Raw genomic sequence first — 18,292 nt, forward strand, 5'->3', positions numbered from 1 at the left:
AATGTTAAAAAAAGTGTAGTTCGTCTAAAATAATGCAGTTCGTCTAAAATCCGGATGCCGTTTATCGATAACTCAAAATAAACCTCAATTCTTCAGGTTATAATAAACCCAAATCAATTTTGACCTACCCTGCATGAACTGTTTAGAATGTAACAAAGAATTGAGCTATCTCGACCATAAAAGCTCCATGGAAATTTACGGTGTGGAATTATGTGGAAAGCATAAAACCAGGATAGACAGACTTATTAAGTCGAACAATACCCCCCTTGCTGCCATACAACTTTACTATGCTTTAAAAGAAGTTGGCGTCTATCCTATGCTCGAATGGTGGGATGGAAAGAAGTCCGTCGATATCGCAATTTCCAGAGTGAAACTCAATATTCAAATTGACACTGAGTATCAGATGCTTACTCATGAACAGGCTATGAACAATCTTGAAGAAACCATGCACTCCTTTAAAAATGGTTTTACCACTATTCGAATTCCCCATGTGGTAATCAAGCATTATTTGCAGGAAACCGTTGAGAGTATTGTGGGAATCATAGAAGGCCTCAAGGTCAATGTAAAAGTCATTTAATCATTCAGGGGCAAACTGAAAACAAAGACTATGCAACACGAAAGCAAGTACACCTCAAAGTCGTATAACCTAAGTAAACTCATCCTGGTTTTATTAACCGTGGCTGCATTGGCGGTTATGATTAACACAAATCCGGTTATTTCGCGTTTTCTGTTTGGATTGCCAGTAGTACTGTCCGGCTTATTGGGAATTGTTGGTGTTATTATCCTCTATAAAGGGCGTAATGAGCCTATAGATGAAAAGAAGATCATTGCCTTTATCGTCAACACTGCAATGGTCTTGCTGATTATTGCCATCTTTATATCTAATACACTTTATTAATGCCTCCGGGCATACGGCCCGAATTTCCACCTAAAGATTTTTTACTGAAGACAATTTGGTCTTCTTCTCCTGGGTTTTGTCGCACATCATTTTTTGATGTAAGCGAATCAATCTGCTGGGAAAATTTGTATCTTCTTCTGCAAATTCCCGGATATGAAAAATATAGACAGACGACAGTGGTTAAAAACTATGGGACTAACCTCTGGCTTTACGTTGATGGGAGGGCTTAGTGTTGCGGCCTTCGAATCGACATTTCCATCAAGACCGCTGGCCTTTCCTATTAAACTTAGTTCGAATGAAAATCCTTACGGGCCTTCGGAAAATGTTAGGACGGTCATAAAGAACAGCTTTGACATTGCCTGCCGATACCCTTTTGAATATCTCAGAAAGCTGGTACAGGAAATAGCAGACAAAGAAGGGGTATCCAAAGACTGTATTGTAGTTACGGGTGGTTCTACAGAGGGGCTTAAAGCAACCGGACTCCTATATGGTTTGCACAATGGAGAAGTAATCGCAGCCGATCCTACTTTTCAATCTCTTTTAAGGTATGCTGAATATTTTGGAGCGTACGTACACCGGGTACCACTTAATGACAAATTAGAACACGACCTGGAAGCGATGGCGAAGCGGATAACTAGTAAGACGCGACTAATATTCCTCTGCAACCCCAACAATCCTACAGGCACCCTGATCGAAAAAAATAAGCTTCGCGACTTCTGTCTTTCAAATGATGACAAGGCGGTGATCTTCAGTGATGAGGCTTATTACGACTTTATTATGGAGCCCGATTACCCTTCGATGGTTGAACTTGTAAAACAAGACCGGAATGTGATCGTATCCAAAACCTTTTCCAAAGTCTACGGGCTCGCAGGTATGCGTATAGGATATCTGGTTGCTCGACCAGATATAGCCGACAGATTAAAAAAGACGGTTATGGCCAACACCAATGTCCTCGCCATTGAAGCAGCGCGCGAAGCCCTTCGGGATGATGAATTCTATAAATTCAGTTTGAAAATGAACACAGAGGCAAAAGCGCATATCTATTCTACGCTGGACGACCTCGGCCTTAGCTATATCCCCTCCCATACGAACTTTGTATTTTTTAAAACAGGAATTCCTATTCAGGAGTTAATCGGAAAAATGGGCCAACACGATATACAAATTGGCCGGCCATTCCCTCCGCTTACAGAATGGGCCCGCATAAGCACGGGAACGATCGATGAAGTAAAGGCGTTTGGAACAGCCCTGCGAAAGGTGATGGTCTGACAAAGTATCTCTATCTACTTTCTGATCGAAGCACCTCTAATGGTGGTGTATTAAGAACAGCACGACTATTAAGTAAACCTATGACTATGACCAGGATGGTCAGTAGGGGTAGCAAGATGTAAAAGGGTTCCCCGGAAGGGATAAAGGGTTCCTCAAAAACAAGCTGGGCCAAAAAGAAGCTTCCCACAAGGGATAATAAAATCCCTGTTAAACTTCCTAGTATCCCTAAAAAAGCATATTCGTAAAAGGAGATTTTAAGCAATTGCAGGTTCTGAGCTCCCAGTGTTCTGAGCAAAACACTTTCCTTAATCCGCTGGTACTTGCTGGTACGTACCGCCCCGATCAGAACAATAATTCCTGTTAGGATACTGAGGAATGCCATAAAATTAATGACAAGACCGATCTTTTCAAGGATACCCTCCAGGAGCGAAAGGATCTGACGCAGGTCGATTATCGATATATTCGGATATAGATTTACCAGGCTACGCTGAAGCTCTGCCGATTGTGAATCGTCTGAGGTCCGCGTGGAAACCACATGGAACTTTGGAGCATCTTCTAAAACGCCGCTGGGAAAAAGCACAGAAAAATTTAGCTGAATTCGCCCCCAGTCGACCTCCCTTATACTGGCAATTTCCGTTTCAAGTAGTACCCCTTGTACATTAAAGCTTACCCTGTCTCCTACTTCAACCCTGGCATCATTAGCAAAATTTTCAGCTATAGAAATAGGGATCACCTCAGAATCACCCGCCTCTCCTATCCAGGTGCCTGATCTGATGGTTTCAGATGCAATCAGAGAGTCCCTGTATGTCACCCTGAATTCATGATTAAGGACCCATCTTCCAATATTAGAAGTGGTGTCATTCCTGATCTCATTGACCGGTCTACCATTAATGCCTTCAACACGCATAGTGATGATGGGAATATTGTTAAGGACCGGAATACCTTTTTTTTCAATAGTATTATTGACTTCCTCAACCTGATCGCTTTGTACATCAAGAAGGATAATATTCGGACTTTCATCATTATCTCCCAGGGCAACTTTGGAGAGGAGGATATCTTTTGAAAAAAACAAGGTGCTTATTAAAAAGGCCCCTACCCCGATTGACAATAACAAAATGGATGTTTGGTTTTGCGGCCTGAAAAGATTGAGGAGACTCTGGCGAAAACAAAATCCAAGATGATCAGGAAAATATCGTTTCACGGCCCAGATCAGTAGGTGAGCCATGCCGTAAAGGAGGGCGAACGAGATCAGAAGGCCTACAATAAAAAATATTGCATAACGCCAATTATCTAGGATATTCAGGGCAAATACCACTAAAAAGAAGAATATGATTCCAAGCACGAGGAGTTGCGCCTTCCCTGTCCTAATATCTTCACCTTCCTGAATCCTCAAGACCGATAAAGGGGAAACATACCATGTTTTTAACAATGGGAGAAGGGCAAAGGCTACTGACATCAGAACGCCAAGAAGGAGTCCGAGAAAAACAGCAGGATAGGAAAGGGTAATTTCTACATCTACCGGCAGGTAATCCTGCAACAGAAAGGGAGCCGACATCTGTAAAGCAACACCGCTTGCTGTACCCAGAATACCCCCTAATGCCCCTAATCCTGCAACCTGAATAAGAAAAATCTTAAAGGTTTGCTTTCGGGTGGCTCCCATACACTTCAATACTGCAATGGAACGGAGCTTTCCCCTGATATATACGTGGATGGCGCTTGCTATACCAACACAACCCAGAAGAAGTGCGATAAAAGCAACAATATTGAGGAATTTACCAAAATTATTGTACCGTCTTCCAAGCCTCCTGCTTTCATCCAGATGAGTATCCATATCGGCCCCCTCAGCGTCTAGTCGGGGATCAATGGCTTCATACAGAACTTCCAAATCCTGATTCTTTTCAGCGATGAAATAATATTTATACTCCACCCTGCTTCCTCGCTGCAGCAAACCAGTTTCCATGATTTTTTCATAGGGTATATAAACGGCCGGGGCAACACTGCTGCTGAGAGCAGATCGGCCCGGAACGGCATTAAGTGCACCTTCTATTGGCAAAATTATATTTCCAACTTTAATACTATCACCAGGGACCAGGCCATATTGCAGCATGACAGTGGCGTCGACCAGGGCGCCACCTCTTTGCTGAAAAGAAGTTGCTGCCGAAGGGGGATCTGTTTCCAGTTCTCCGTAAAATGGGAATCCTCCTTCCACACCGAGTATTTGCACCAGTTTATTTGAATTTTTTGAAGGAAAGACGGCCATGGAGGCAAAATTGATCTCACGACTATCCGCACCGCCCAATGAATCCATGATTTGTACAACAACCTCATTGGGTTTCTGATTACTGTCGATAACATAGTCTGCACCCATAAGGGCTTTTGACTGACTATTAATACTATCCGTAAGATTATTCCCGAACGATTGAATTGCGACAAGGGCTGCAATCCCTATCACAATTGATGACATAAAAAGAAAAAGCTTCCCCGCATTGGAACGCAGATCACGCCAGGCCATAAGAAAAAGCCATGAAACACCTGGATTACCGGATGGTTGTTTTTGAAGGTTCACTATGCTATTACCTTTTGGTCTGTACTAATCTTTCCGCCTTTGAGTCGGAGAATTCGCTGTGTCATTCGTGCCAGGTCCATATCATGTGTTATTATCACTAAAGTTGTGCCTGCTTCTTTATTGAGTTCAAACAACAATTGAATGATTTTCCTGCCCGTTTCTTCATCTAACTCCCCGGTAGGCTCATCAGCAAAGAGAATGTCAGGTGTATTGGAAAAGGCCCGGGCCAGAGCCACACGCTGTTGTTCTCCCCCTGACAACTGTGATGGAAAATGATGGATGCGTTCTGAAAGTCCCACTTTCTCCAACAATACTCGAGCTTTTGCTCCTGCATTCTTTTTTCCTTGTAGTTCTAAAGGTACTGCGACATTTTCAAGGGCTGTGAGTGTTGGAAGAAGTTGAAAATCCTGAAATATAAATCCCACTTTCTGATTCCTAAGTCTCGCTCGTTCATCTTCATTCAGTGTATTGATCTCAACTCCGCACAGTTCAATACTGCCTGTATCGGGTTGATCTAAACCTGCGCACAAGCCCAGCAAGGTAGTTTTACCGCTTCCTGATGGCCCTACGATCGCAAAAGTTTCTCCACTTTCCAAGGAAAATGTAATGTCGTCAAGGACAGTAAGTACCCCCGAACCACTTTCATAAGACTTTTTGAGTTGACTAACGTTTAATATCTTTGGCATTTCCCAGGATTTTTCGATTTTCGGAACTGGGCGGGAAATTATAAAAATGATTTCTATTATGAATCAATCGGTTATTCGAACGACGTTAAAGTTTTGTTATCTTCTCCCCCTTCTGTTTTTTCTTGGCTGTGGGGAAACCGATAGGAAAAATAACAAAGAGGGCATAGAAACGGAACAGTCTTCAAATAATTCAACCGAAGAGGGTGTTCCCAGTTCCGGGAAATCAATTGTTTTCTTTGGCAACAGCCTAACGGCGGGGATGGGCCTTGAACCCGAACAGGCGTTTCCCGCTCTCATCCAAAAAAAACTAGATTCCCTGAATCTGGAGTATTATGTTATCAATGCGGGAATCAGTGGGGAAACAACTGCCAGCGGAGAAAGCCGGATAGGATGGTTGATGAGGGACAAAATCGATGTTTTTTTACTTGAATTAGGTGCAAATGATGGGCTGAGGGGAATACCGTTGTCAGAGACCCGGGAGAACCTGCAGTCTATAATTGATACGGTAAAAGAGAACAATCCAAATGTAAAAATAGTGCTTGCCGGAATGCAAATTCCGCCGAATATGGGTCCTGAGTACACTTCAGAATTCAGGCAGCTATTTCCCGATCTCGCTGAAAAAAATGATGCCTATCTTATTCCTTTTTTGTTGGAAGATGTAGCTGGTATCCCCGAGCTTAACCAGGCCGACGGGATACATCCTACCATAGAAGGCCAGCAAATTGTTGCTGAAAATGTCTGGGAAATTTTAAAGCCTATATTGAAATAGATAATAGCCTTATTAGTAATGTATTATGATAACTCAATTAAACTGTTACTCTATTATTTTAATCTGGCTTTTCTAATAATCTGCATCTCAAATTGATTGTCGTTTTCGAGGATTTCATAAAAGTCTTCAATGAAGTTACGTGCAATCATAAATTCCTTTTCGTTATCAAATTGAGGTTTAACTTCGTCCATGACCTGAAATATTTCCGACTTCTTGTCGAGGTACTGTTTTCTCACTTCCTGGAATACGGCATCATCTCGTTTAAATCCCCGATACAGGCGGTCGGTCACGCTCTCTATGCTCAGCACCTCCCCCTGCACCTGAGACACCACCGCATAGCTGGCATCCACCAATCCTGACATGTCAAAATCGTAGGGCAAAGGAATAGTTTTGTAATCAGCGGTAAAAATTAGTTTTTGATTGTGCTGGTAGGCCGTAGAATAATCTGTATTGCCTATCATAAACTGGAAGAAATCATTCTGTGCCGAGGCTATATCGTCCTGTTCCATAGGATGGACAATCCGTTTCATTTTTTTGGCATTTTCCCGTTTGGCAACCTTATCAATGTCCTCTATAAGAAAGCCTTTTACTTTATGAACTTTGTCCTTTTTACCCTTTAACTCCGTATAGTCAATGGAAACCATCCTGGTTTTAAAATGAAAGGGGGAAATAACCTCATATATTTTATAGGCCATATACTCCTTAACAATATTGTCGAGTGATTTAGTCGACTGTACACAGGGCATTACCAGTTTCAGTTCTTTGTTCCCTTTAAAGATAGTCTCCTTGGCTATTGCCTTTTTGATCTTCACTTTCAAGGGAGGAAAGTAACAGTGTGCCCTGCGGTAATTCCCTCTTGCCCGGATCTTGACATCAATGGAATCCCATTGGTCATTATCCTGAAATAAAAGTTTGGAAAAGAGATAGGTGCTATCATTCGTCTCTTTCTTCATCTGTTTATTGGAGAAACGGAGTTTAAGAGGAAGCACTTCCTGTGTACGAAATAACTTTGTGGTCTTCTTTTTTTCTTCCGCAGGTTCAGCGGACTGAGAATAGAAGGTTACGGGTCCTAGCATGCACAATGCAAGGAATAGAAGTATTGTTTGGTTTTTCACAACTTTGTGGTTAGCTTTAGCATTATAAATTACTAAATTTCCAACAATTAAACTATACCTGTCATCAATTAATCGAAGAACTTTGATTGCCCTGATAATTTCGGTGCTCACAGTCTTCCTTTGTTTTACTTTTAACATAAGATTTCACCTCGACCTTACCCTGTTGAGTATAGCGATCGTTTTCCCCCTGGTATTTACCATCAGGGGTTCTTTCAGAAGGAGAGAAAAGGCATTAGAACATCTTAGTCAGTTCCGGGCGGCCCTTAAAACCATGTATTACTTTGCCAATTCGTCTAACAACCTTACGGAAGAAGAAAAAAAGGAGATCTCCGATATACTGGTTGAGATCAGCGATATGTCTATGGAACACTTAAAGAATAATAAAGAATCCACTGAGACACTGGATATGATTACTGACAAGGTACAGGCTTTTGTCATCAGTAAATCTGAGGTTATGGGCGGACGCCTTAAGGATAGAATATTCCGATTTATGAATGACCTTCATGAATCACTTGAAAACCTGCATGCCATCAATACGCACCGAACACCTATTAGCCTCAAAGCTTATTGCCTGGTCTTTATCTATATCTTTCCTCTGATTTATGCGCCTACAATTATCAGGGATCTGGCAACAGAAAATACTCCGTCAGTTACCTACTTCGTAGTGGTTCTAACTGAATTTATCCTTATTTCTCTCTATAATATTCAAGATCAACTGGAATATCCCTTTGACGATTACGGTCTTGATGATATCAAATTGGACGGATTTAAAATGAACCGTTAATCCTTTCCTGACCCTTTTTTATCCCGGATTTTTGTTTTGTGTGAATGAGCCCCGACAATGCTGTTCGTCGATATAAAGTCCTTACAACGAGATTATTGCCCTGTTTAAGGGATAGAATTTATCGTTTAAAGGAAAAATCTTTACTTGGGAGGAATACCAGATCACATGAATAAACGCACTACTATTTCCTATTTAGTCTACGGCTTTTTTACCTTCTGCTTTATTTGGGCGTTTTACATTCTGATGATAAAACTCTGAGAAACAAGGTTCTGAAATACGAATCCTACTCTGGTTTTGTCCTGTTTCTTCCGACAATTTTTAACTTAAAAGTCAGATATTCTCAATAAATATCAGTTATTTGTAAGAATATTCTGTCTTTTATAACTTCCTGAAAACAAATTCATTACCGGTATTACAATTTTTTCTGCTTGTAATAGTTTTACTAGTGGATATTTCAAACATAGGAATAAGGTCATTCTGATATGAATCTAAAGAATTACTTCCTGGTAATGTTGTTAGTCTTCACAAGCTTTTCCCAGTCTGTGAAAGCATCTTTGGATGTTATACTGACGGATAATCCCATTGAGGTAGGTAAAAAGATTATTTCTGACGACCCCCTCCCCTGGACAGCCGATGAGTATCAGACAATTTTAGACCAGCTGGGCCCTGTTGTGGCCCTGGAACAACTAGACAAGAACTATTTATTATTGCAATCCCCGTGGCTGGGCGCAGAATACCTACAGGGTATTTATGATGAAGGAGTTACCAGTATTCCTGTTGAGCAGCTACTCGACTTGTTAAACATGGCCACAACCTCTCCTCAGCAAACCAGCAGGAAATTAGCTGAGGTTAGCTTAAGGCAGGCAATGTTGGAATACGATAAGGCTTTTAAAGTTGCCGAATCCCTCAAAGGAGAAAGTTTGGTAGCGTATGGAGAGGCCGTTGGCTTCCTTCAAAGCCGATTTGGCTATTTGAAGATTAAGACGGCTCAAAATTTACTCGATGAGAGCAATAAGGCCGACAAGGCCGTCATCGATAAGAAAACCAGTAAAAAGATTGCTGACCGATTTAAAAGTATCCGGAAAAAATATACCGACCAGATCCCTCTTACCAACGCGCTGAACGAAGTCAAGGCCTTTTATACCCTCCTGGAGGAAGTTGTTAGCGGATTGGCTCTGGTAGAGCCCTATACCAGGTTTACGCAGACAATCACCGAGCTAAACGAAGTACAGCTGAGAGAAAGGAAGCATTGGCACTCAGGGCTTGAGATTACCCATCCTGCCAAAGGTAGCGTCTGGACCATACCCGACGAAGTGTATCTCCAGTGGACCACCGAAAACCTTCCTCCTGAAAAAACTATAAAATTTTATTTGCTGAGGAATAACACAGTGATTGAAGATCTGGGTATTTTTAAAAACAATTCACTGGCAGAAGGAATCAAACTCAATAAGACGCTACCCCCGGGAGACAATTACCGGGTGATGGGTATTGAACTATTCCCGGCAGACAAGTTTCATACGGCCAAGTTCGCGACGCCTTTTTTCACAATTGACAAAAGAGATCCGAATACCCCACCCCCAGCTGAGGAAATTGTTTTAGCTGACGAAGTTTCCACGCCGGAAATAGTAGAAGAAGTTGTGGCGTCTGAAGAGCCTGTTGTAGCTATTACTCCCCCTGTGGAAGCTGAACCTCAAAAAATGGAAGTAGTGGTAAAGGAGGAAGTTGCTATTATCGAGGAGGAAAATGAAGTAGAAGAAAGCGCTGATCCCGTACCTCAGGTCATTGAAGAAGTTGTTGAAGAAAAGAAGGTGGAGAAAAGGACCGATTTTGATGGCCGGTCTATCACCTACGTAAAAGAACTGGAGGTGGACAATAAAATTGTACAGATCAACTTGTGGGACCACGGGCGGAAAGATGGGGATATCGTCTCAATCTACCTCAACGGCTACCCCATTGTTTCAGAATACCATCTTACCTACCAGAAGAAAGGATTCGAACTTAAACTCGACCCCTCTCAGCCTAACGATCTATTTCTCTATGCACACAACCTCGGTAGATTCCCTCCCAACACTGTCTCCATAGAAATTATCGACGGTAGTGATTCGGAGAACATTATCCTGAATTCAGATCTTTCCAGATGTGAAGCAGTATTAATTAATGTAAAAGAATAAGTTACATTAATTTACTTAACCTTTTAATTTAATATAAATTTCATCCTGCTAAAAGGTATTCCCTTCTTTAAATCTTTTCCAATTCCATTACGGATTTCATCGTGGATTATACGTATCTTTTGAGCTAATCAACCTATTAAGCCAAAAAGATATGACGAACATCCAGGTTACCGCAAAATTTAAAGTTCATCCCGGCAAGGAAGAAGCATTTAAAGAGCTTGCCCGGGCGTGTATGGCCTGTGTAAAGGAAAAAGACACCGGAACGCTTCAATACGACTGGTATTTTAGTGAAGACGGAAGCGAATTCAGGGTAAGGGAAACGTATTCCAGCTCTGATGCTGTCCTTGCCCATGTGGCTAATTTAGGGCCGCTATTTGGACAATTTCTGGAATTATCGGAATTTACCCCTGAGATTTACGGTGACGCCTCAGATGTTCTCGTAGGGGCTGTCGAGGCATTTAAGCCTGAAGTATATGGTTACTATCAAGGACTTTAATAACTGCTTTTAGTGTTTAAATTCTTTCGAAGATTACGTATGAACTTGCTTAATCAAGGGAAAACAGCCAAATATTTTAAATACGCTATAGGTGAAATTCTGCTTGTAGTTATAGGTATCCTTATTGCTCTGCAGATTAATACATGGAATGAGGAACGGAAAAACCATAAGCGTGAAATAAAATTACTTAGCGAGCTCAGAACTAACCTTCTGATCAACATAGAGAATTTAGAGAGCGATATTGAAAGTCAGATTAAAAGTGCTGCTATTATAGATCAGTTATTAGAACATTTGGAGAAAAAACGACCTTATTACGATTCTCTGCCTGGTTATTTCGCAAAAGCAAACTATGCTCCTGATGTGGTCCTGAGTGCTTCCGCTTTTGAAACCCTTAAATCAACTGGCCTTGAACTCATACAAACGGATAGTTTACGCAGTCAGATTATCAATCTTTTTGAAGTTGACTATCCAACACTAATGCAGGAAACCAGACGTCTGGAAGATCAGTTATGGCCGGCAGTAGTAGTTCCGATGTATCAAAAACATTTTAGAAGATCTGATCAGGAACATGCCTATATAAATGATTACAACGCTCTATTGGAAGACAATGAATTTAAAAATATGTTGAGTTTTAGGGGAAGCCTTCGAAAAAGTTCTACGTTTCATAAGCGAAAAGCTATAGACAGAACAAAAAATGTGCTTGATTTAATTGACAAGGAACTTGCACAGCATTGAAGATGATTACAAATCGTATAGTAGAATAAAGTGAGTGGATTCGATATTGTTATGGTGATTGCCATCATCCTTTTTGCGAGGTTGGGCGTCCGTCTCGTTTCCCGCTACATCAGGATGAAAAAAGACAATAACGAATCGGATAACAAAGAAAAATAATACACAAATTATGGGAATATTTTGGGACTTATTGCAACAGGATGAGCTCGATGCTCAAAAGAAAAAGGCAGAGAGCGTGGAAGACCGGGTGGCCAGTCTTGAAATGGAACTTGACAAAACCCGGACACTGCTAAAGAAAACACTCGTTGCCCTGGAGAGTCATCTCCAGAGGGATATAGACGGTGATGGAAAAACAGGATAGTACCGCTTAATAACTAAAGAACACTTCTGATGATCTCAATCCTCAGGCGACTACGCAGATCTTTTTTGGAACAGAGTCAGGCCAGGAAATACCTGATGTATGCCGTGGGCGAAATTATTCTAGTAGTATTCGGTATCCTCATAGCTCTTCAGATTAACAGTTGGGCGGTTCATCAGGATAATCTAAAACTCGAAAAATCTTATCTGGAAGCCTTGCGATTTGAGCTTTCAGACGACATCAAATTTTATACAGGCGTCAAAGATTCGCTTCTCAATCAAAAAACTTACGCACAAAATATCCTGTATTTCTTTGAAAATCCGATGGCAAAGATTAAAGACTCTATTTCATTCATCAATGATTTTAGGAACTGCTCAGATGGGGAAAATCTCATTCGACCACAGGTCACCTGGAAAGAATTGCAATCAACTGGCCGACTATCCCTTATACGGAACAAAAGACTGGTGAAGCAACTGTTTGAATACTATACTATTCTCGATCAATTTGCTGCAGACTTCAATAAATTTCCCATGGATCAGCGCTATGCTTACCGCAAAATACAGCATGCCCTCTTTAATTCTGAAGAACATATCGAATTTTTTGAGGACTGGAATCAGGAACAGATTCCGAGGCAATTCATTTATACTGCTATCAGATCGGACCCTCAACTCTTCGACCTGACCAAGTCTATCCTGATTTCTTCCCTGGTACAATCCAGATATGCTCAAAATACTCTGGATCTGGCTACATCTCTCCTTCAGGATATTGATCGAGAAATAGATGATCAATAATTTCTTTTCTGAAAAAACTTAACAGTTTAGCTGCTAAGGACTTACTATTAATTTGTATATTAAAACGTTATAAAAAAATCAACGATCATGAAAAAATTCCTCTTCCTGTTTACCTGCATGACAGCAATGTCCATCACTGCCCAAAACACAACTATTGAAGGTTTGGTGGCCGACTTTGAACGGAGTAAGGCGATGTCTCTGGAATACATCGACGCCATGCCCGAAGATAAATTCGGGTTTAAGCCCACAGAAAGTGTGCGTTCATTTGCAGCACAAATGCTTCATGGTGCTCAGGGAACCATTGGTCTCGCTGCTAATGGCACAGGGGAAGCTCGGATATACAGCGATATCAACATCGAAGAACAAGAGGCCTTTCACACTAAATCTGAAGTGAGGAGGATCGTAGAAGAAAGTTTTGATTTTGCCATAAACGGGATTCAAAATATGGATCCGGCAAAATTTGACGAAGTTGTAGTGCGCGGACCTTATAATGTAACCCGACTCGGCTGGATCCAAAAGGCAAATGAACACGTAGGCCATCACCGGGGGCAATGCGCTATCTATTTGAGACTGCAAGGGATAACCCCACCAGCTTATAAACTTTTTTAAATCGAAACGCTTTCCATTAAATTCTAAGTTCAACCTGAGCTTTTTGATATCTTTAGGGCATGAGTATACTTCATGATCCCGTCTACGTCCTGGGAATATTGTGCTTACTGGTGATCGCCTCTGCTAATGTGGCAAAAACCAGATTCGGAAAAAAACTAGGAACTGCTCTGATCGTGATTGTGTTTACCGCAGTGCTGGCTAACCTTGGTGTTATCCCAAGTGCCTCCAACTCTATACCCCTTTACGATGCGATTTTTACCTACCTGGCTCCTATATCTATTTTTTATCTTTTACTAGGTGTAAACCTTACCTCCATTAAAAAAGCGGGTGCGCCGATGATTATACTTTTTTTGCTGGGCTCCCTTACAACCACTATGGGTGTTCTGGCTGCATGGTATCTGCTCGATCCACAGAGTATCCTGTGTGAGGACGGGGTAACCATCGCAGGCATGCTCACAGGTACCTATACCGGAGGTAGTGTAAACTTCAATGCCATTGCCCTTGAATACAACTTTCAGGAGAGGGGAATCCTCTACGCTGGTACAATTGCTGTTGACAATGTGATAACGACTTTGTGGATTGTAGTCACTCTTTCCATTCCCGTGGCATGCAGGGGCTTTTGGAAAGACAAAAAAGTTGAGATTTCAAAAACAAACCTGGAATCAGAAGAAAAAGACAAACTTTCCATGCATTCTCTGATGTGGCTTATCTTCCTTGGAATTGCGGCTTATTTCATTTCTGAAGGTGTTTCTGAGATCTTCCCCGGGATTCCTTCCATCCTGACAATCTCAACAATCGGTATTATTCTGGCACAGTTTCCCTTTGTGAACAAATTACACGGGAGTCATACACTGGGTCTATACCTGGTTTTTTTATTCCTGGCTGTAATAGGCGCTTATTGTGAGATCAGTTCCGTAATGGAATTACAAGAAGTAGGGGTAAGCCTACTCCTTTTTGCAGCCCTTGCAGTCTTTATCCACGGAGCACTATTGATATTCATTGGAGGATTGATATACCGGGATTGGGATATGATCGCTATTGTAAGTCAGGCTAACATTGGAGGAGGCACCACTGCCATTGCCCTCGCCGAATCCTTCGGGAGAAATGAACTTATTCTTCCAGCAATTCTTGTGGGTACACTGGGCAATGCTGTGGGCACCTACCTGGGTTTTATGGTAGTGTATTTACTTTAGAACCTGCTATCCGAATTCTATACTCAACTCACTAATTATGAAGGAGTTATTTTTATAATGAGAAATAATTCACTATCTTTTTAGGTGATTTTATCGGCTTTTGTCCCCGATAAAATCTTATAACCAACTACTCCTATGAAATTTGGAAAATTCCTTTCTGAGCTTCAACGCAGGAATGTTTTTAAAGCAACCCTGGCCTATCTCGCAGTTGCCTGGGTAGTGGCGCAAATTGCTTCGGTAGTTTTTCCTGCCTTCAATGCCCCGGATTATTTCATGCAAATCCTGATTTACCTTCTGGGAATAGGCCTGGTAATCTGGATCGCCTTTTCATGGATCTACGACCTCACTCCTACCGGGATCCAAAAAACAGATGAGAATCCTCAGGACCTGGAGACGGCCGAACTCAATAACCGAAGGCTAAATAAGGTCATTGTTACGGCCACCGTAGTAGCCGTGCTACTATTGATCAGTATTAGTTTTTGGGCTGGTTCTTCCTGGAATAATCAAGGTGGAGCACCTGTAGTCCATAAAATTGCCGTCCTCCCCTTTTCTATGCAGTCCGATACAATTGAGGAAGATTACTTCAACAATGGGCTCGCAGATGCCCTGATAGATGAATTGTCCAAAATAGAAACCCTTCGTGTCATTGAATTGGCTTCGTCCAGTGTACTTTCTGCTGGTTTTAACCCGTCAAATTTGTTGATCGTAAGGGAACTTAGCACTATAGATTATTTTATCCATGGTTCAATTGAGCGCAAAGGGAATACATTGAGGATTACCGTAGATATGAAAACTGAGCTTCAGGAAGAAGCTGTCTGGCAAAAACATTACAAAGATGATGTAAGCAAAGTGAGACATCTGTTGGCGGAGATGGCAGCGGACCTCTCTGCCCAAATGGGAGTTAATTTTCAAATTAGAGATATTCCCGTAAGTGCAGGGATAAGGCCCGTAAATCCGGAGACCTATGAATTATATCTGAAAGGGAAACACTATTTGAGCAAGTCGACCTTTCAAGATTGGAACAAGGGTTTGGTCTACTTTCAGGAAGCTCTTGAACGAAATCCTGCAGACCCGTACGCCCATTCCGGTTTGGCTGAAGCATATATCATGCTGGGCCACAGCCTGATGCCACCTCCGGATGTCCTGCCAAAGGCTGAAGCTGCTGCTAAACGCGCCATACAACTCGACTCAACAAATGCAGAAGGATGGGCCGCATTGGCACATTATCACACCTATTTTGGCTGGGACTGGCAATTGGCTGATTATGCCTTTAAGAGAGCGAATGAACTCAATCCCAACATGGCCTATAACCACTATCACAGAGCCTGGTATCTGGCCCTTTTCGGTAAAATGAATGAAGCCATTGAAGAGCACAAGCTCGCTGAGGAGCTTGATCCCTTCACCCCATTACATTCGGCCTGGCTGGGCGAATTGTATCGCTGGGTTGGTCTTTACGAAGAAGGGCTGGCAGAAACCGCTAAGGCAGCCCAGACTGAAAGGGATTATGCATTGTCGCTATTTATTGAGGGAAGGATCCTATTTGACCAGGGTAAAACCGAACAGGCGCTCGATGCCCTAAGACGGGCCGGAGAAATTAATGCGGGCTGGAAATATATAGGGTATGGACCTGTATTAATCAGAACAGGAAATATCGAGGAGGCGGAAGAGATTATTGCAGAAATAGAATCGCTGCTAATAACGCCTTTCGGTTCGCTTTGCCTGGCAATTTTATATGCAGAATTAAATGATTTTGATAGCTATTTTAAATGGATTGAGCATGCCAAAGGACATGCCTGGTATCCATGGATAAGGGTCATGACAGATAATAATGAACTAAAAAAAGACCCTCGTTTTCTTCAGTTGATTCACGAACTCAATCTTCCTGATCCTGCACCACTTGCCTTTGATCATACTGCTTTATAACTACAACTCATTGGAATAAAACTACTAAAGAATACGTTATAAAATAGTAATACCTTATAATCTTGATACGTTTTTGAATTTTGTTCATACATATAAAAAAATTACAATTACCCTATGCTTTGGACTAATGTCTATTGCCTTTAGTACAGGATTTGTGCATGCTCAGGTTCAGCAGATTGCTGTAAGTGACCTTTACGGAAAATGGGTGAATACGGGTAGTTTTCGCAATGGAAAACAGGTTTTAAATGCCCTTAAGACTGATGTTAATAACCCTATGAAATACTATTTCACACTAAATGCCAACGGTACTTTTTCCTATGATGTAGTATCTCTGGACGTCTCTTTAAAGGAGGCTAAAAGAACCGGGAAATGGTTCCTTAGTCCTAACAGAAAGCGAATAACTCTCATTGACGATCAGATTAATCCCGAAGAAAGACAAATCCCGGGAGATTTTCTCAACTTTGAGAACGATGGTTCCCTATCCAGTAAACCCCTTATTTTCCCTATAATGGAACTCACCACAGAGAAAATGGTGCTTTATGATGAATATCACAAAACACGGGATGTGTTTATAAGAGAATAGTTTCGCACTCTTATATCATTCCCTTCATTTCTCTGAATAATAGTATCTTCCAGGCCATATGCAAGCGCACAGGCCTTCATGGTATTTCCTGGCTTTACTTATCCTCGCAGGAGAAGCTGTTTTTATTCTTCCTTTTGTCCTGGCAAGGGTTTTCAGGCCTACAGTTCTAGACACTTTTGAACTCACCAATGTTGAATTAGGCCTGTGTTTTTCGGTTTACGGAATCGTAGCCCTGTTGTCATACCTTTTTGGCGGACCTCTGGCAGACAAGTATCCACCTCGAAAACTCATTGCGCTTGCGCTCTGGATGACTGCCCTTGGAGGATTGATCTATGCCTCATTCCCTTCATTTACCGTATTAAATGTCCTCTACGGATACTGGGGTTTTACAACTATTTTCCTCTTCTGGGCACCCATGATCAAAGCGACCCGTGTCTGGGGAGGTTCTACTTCTCAGGGGAAGGCATTCGGATTTCTCGATGGCGGTCGAGGTCTTGTGGGCGCTCTTTTTAGTTCGCTTGGGGTACTTATTTTTTCTCTTACAATGACTTCCGGACTTGGTGAGGCCTCTTTGGAAAATAGCAGGGCCTCTTTCAGGATTGTAATCCTTGCCTCTTCGGGAATTGTAATGTTGATTGGACTTCTGGTTTGGTTTTTTATGAAACTCGACACAAGAATTGAAAGGTCCATCATTTTGGAACGTATTTCTTATTCACAGGTAAAGGAAGTACTGAAACTTCCCTCGGTCTGGCTCTTGATGATCATCATTTTATGTGCTTATGTGGGATATAAAATTACGGACGTCTTTTCACTTTATGCCAGGGATGTAATGTTTTACAACCAGGTTGAGTCGGCTCAGGTTGGCACTTTTCTCTTGTATATAAGGCCAGTGGTAGGCGTCGTGATTGGTTTTGTAGCCGATCGCTCACAGACAACCTACTGGCTGCTGATTAGTTTTCTAATATCCTTCTTTGGAGCACTGTTGTTTGCCAGCGGATTTTTAGATTCTTCAGAAACGGCGCTTTTTTTTATTTCAATCCTGGTCGTCGCCACAGGGGTATATGCCGCCCGTTCTTTGTATTTTGCGGTGATGGAACGGGGTAGAATCCCGCTGGTATTGACAGGAACGGCTGTCGGACTCATTTCTCTTATAGGATACACTCCGGATATCTTTGCCGGGCCTGCAATAGGATACCTGCTCGACGAGTCGCCAGGGGTAACCGGGCATCAGCAGGTGTTCTGGATGCTTGCTGTTTTCTCATTGATAGGTGCAGTGGCGGCCTGGTATTATTATTTCCTGTACAGAAAAAAGTCAGCTTGATGGTAGTGAAGAATGATGGCTACCAGTTTTT

The 18,292-nt window shown here is 41.9% G+C and carries 19 protein-coding genes; 16 read left to right on the forward strand and 3 right to left on the reverse strand.

Going from position 1 to position 18,292, the window contains the following annotated elements:
* The first annotated feature begins 133 nt into the window (after window positions 1-133).
* From ACA086_RS05470 to ACA086_RS05480, 3 genes are all read left to right on the forward strand, one after another.
* Window positions 134-577: a hypothetical protein gene (locus ACA086_RS05470; RefSeq protein ID WP_371002337.1), complete on the forward strand. Its 444-nt coding sequence runs from the start codon at window positions 134-136 to the stop codon at window positions 575-577.
* A gap of 30 nt (window positions 578-607) precedes the next feature.
* Window positions 608-898 (forward strand): hypothetical protein, encoded by a 291-nt coding sequence (locus tag ACA086_RS05475; RefSeq protein WP_371002338.1) that lies wholly within the window; start codon window positions 608-610, stop codon window positions 896-898.
* 153 nt (window positions 899-1,051) lie between these two features.
* Complete coding sequence (locus tag ACA086_RS05480; protein WP_371002339.1) at window positions 1,052-2,164, forward strand: histidinol-phosphate transaminase; 1,113 nt, start codon at window positions 1,052-1,054, stop codon at window positions 2,162-2,164.
* A gap of 10 nt (window positions 2,165-2,174) precedes the next feature.
* On the opposite strand, the gene ACA086_RS05485 is transcribed toward ACA086_RS05480, so the two are convergent.
* Complete coding sequence (locus ACA086_RS05485) at window positions 2,175-4,730, reverse strand: ABC transporter permease (protein ID WP_371002340.1); 2,556 nt, start codon at window positions 4,728-4,730, stop codon at window positions 2,175-2,177.
* On the reverse strand, window positions 4,730-5,416 hold the full coding sequence (locus ACA086_RS05490; RefSeq protein ID WP_371002341.1) for an ABC transporter ATP-binding protein: 687 nt from the start codon (window positions 5,414-5,416) through the stop codon (window positions 4,730-4,732). Before ACA086_RS05490 ends, ACA086_RS05485 begins: the two co-directional genes overlap by 1 nt.
* Window positions 5,417-5,474: 58 nt before the next feature.
* Here ACA086_RS05490 and ACA086_RS05495 point away from each other — a divergent pair, with 58 nt between their 5' ends.
* Window positions 5,475-6,185, forward strand: coding sequence for an arylesterase (locus tag ACA086_RS05495; protein WP_371002342.1), 711 nt, complete (start codon window positions 5,475-5,477; stop codon window positions 6,183-6,185).
* 53 nt (window positions 6,186-6,238) lie between these two features.
* On the opposite strand, the gene ACA086_RS05500 is transcribed toward ACA086_RS05495, so the two are convergent.
* Window positions 6,239-7,300 carry a hypothetical protein gene (locus ACA086_RS05500; RefSeq protein ID WP_371002343.1) on the reverse strand — a complete coding sequence of 354 codons (1,062 nt, stop codon included), beginning with the start codon at window positions 7,298-7,300 and terminating at the stop codon, window positions 6,239-6,241.
* Between the two features lie 82 nt (window positions 7,301-7,382).
* Here ACA086_RS05500 and ACA086_RS05505 point away from each other — a divergent pair, with 82 nt between their 5' ends.
* The 12 genes from ACA086_RS05505 (at window position 7,383) to ACA086_RS05560 (ending at window position 18,261) form a co-directional block, all read left to right on the forward strand.
* Complete coding sequence (locus ACA086_RS05505; protein ID WP_371002344.1) at window positions 7,383-8,084, forward strand: hypothetical protein; 702 nt, start codon at window positions 7,383-7,385, stop codon at window positions 8,082-8,084.
* A 482-nt stretch (window positions 8,085-8,566) separates the two neighbouring features.
* Window positions 8,567-10,255: a hypothetical protein gene (locus ACA086_RS05510; RefSeq protein ID WP_371002345.1), complete on the forward strand. Its 1,689-nt coding sequence runs from the start codon at window positions 8,567-8,569 to the stop codon at window positions 10,253-10,255.
* 151 nt (window positions 10,256-10,406) lie between these two features.
* Window positions 10,407-10,751 (forward strand): putative quinol monooxygenase, encoded by a 345-nt coding sequence (locus ACA086_RS05515; protein WP_371002346.1) that lies wholly within the window; start codon window positions 10,407-10,409, stop codon window positions 10,749-10,751.
* A 39-nt stretch (window positions 10,752-10,790) separates the two neighbouring features.
* Window positions 10,791-11,486 carry a DUF6090 family protein gene (locus ACA086_RS05520; RefSeq protein ID WP_371002347.1) on the forward strand — a complete coding sequence of 232 codons (696 nt, stop codon included), beginning with the start codon at window positions 10,791-10,793 and terminating at the stop codon, window positions 11,484-11,486.
* 30 nt (window positions 11,487-11,516) lie between these two features.
* A complete protein-coding gene (locus ACA086_RS05525; protein ID WP_371002348.1) occupies window positions 11,517-11,642 on the forward strand; it encodes a hypothetical protein in 126 nt (41 codons plus the stop codon).
* 10 nt (window positions 11,643-11,652) lie between these two features.
* On the forward strand, window positions 11,653-11,844 hold the full coding sequence (locus tag ACA086_RS05530) for a hypothetical protein (RefSeq protein ID WP_369749241.1): 192 nt from the start codon (window positions 11,653-11,655) through the stop codon (window positions 11,842-11,844).
* Window positions 11,845-11,873: 29 nt separating this feature from the next.
* Complete coding sequence (locus tag ACA086_RS05535) at window positions 11,874-12,632, forward strand: hypothetical protein (RefSeq protein WP_371002349.1); 759 nt, start codon at window positions 11,874-11,876, stop codon at window positions 12,630-12,632.
* Window positions 12,633-12,719: 87 nt separating this feature from the next.
* Complete coding sequence (locus ACA086_RS05540; protein ID WP_371002350.1) at window positions 12,720-13,241, forward strand: DinB family protein; 522 nt, start codon at window positions 12,720-12,722, stop codon at window positions 13,239-13,241.
* A gap of 59 nt (window positions 13,242-13,300) precedes the next feature.
* Window positions 13,301-14,434: a DUF819 domain-containing protein gene (locus ACA086_RS05545; RefSeq protein ID WP_371002351.1), complete on the forward strand. Its 1,134-nt coding sequence runs from the start codon at window positions 13,301-13,303 to the stop codon at window positions 14,432-14,434.
* Window positions 14,435-14,569: 135 nt separating this feature from the next.
* Window positions 14,570-16,357, forward strand: coding sequence for a hypothetical protein (locus tag ACA086_RS05550; protein ID WP_371002352.1), 1,788 nt, complete (start codon window positions 14,570-14,572; stop codon window positions 16,355-16,357).
* A 127-nt stretch (window positions 16,358-16,484) separates the two neighbouring features.
* Window positions 16,485-16,940 (forward strand): hypothetical protein, encoded by a 456-nt coding sequence (locus tag ACA086_RS05555; protein ID WP_371002353.1) that lies wholly within the window; start codon window positions 16,485-16,487, stop codon window positions 16,938-16,940.
* Between the two features lie 58 nt (window positions 16,941-16,998).
* Complete coding sequence (locus ACA086_RS05560) at window positions 16,999-18,261, forward strand: nitrate/nitrite transporter (protein ID WP_371002354.1); 1,263 nt, start codon at window positions 16,999-17,001, stop codon at window positions 18,259-18,261.
* Window positions 18,262-18,292 lie beyond the last annotated feature (31 nt).

It is taken from the genome of Muriicola sp. E247, from assembly GCF_041358175.1.
GTDB lineage: Bacteria > Bacteroidota > Bacteroidia > Flavobacteriales > Flavobacteriaceae > Muriicola.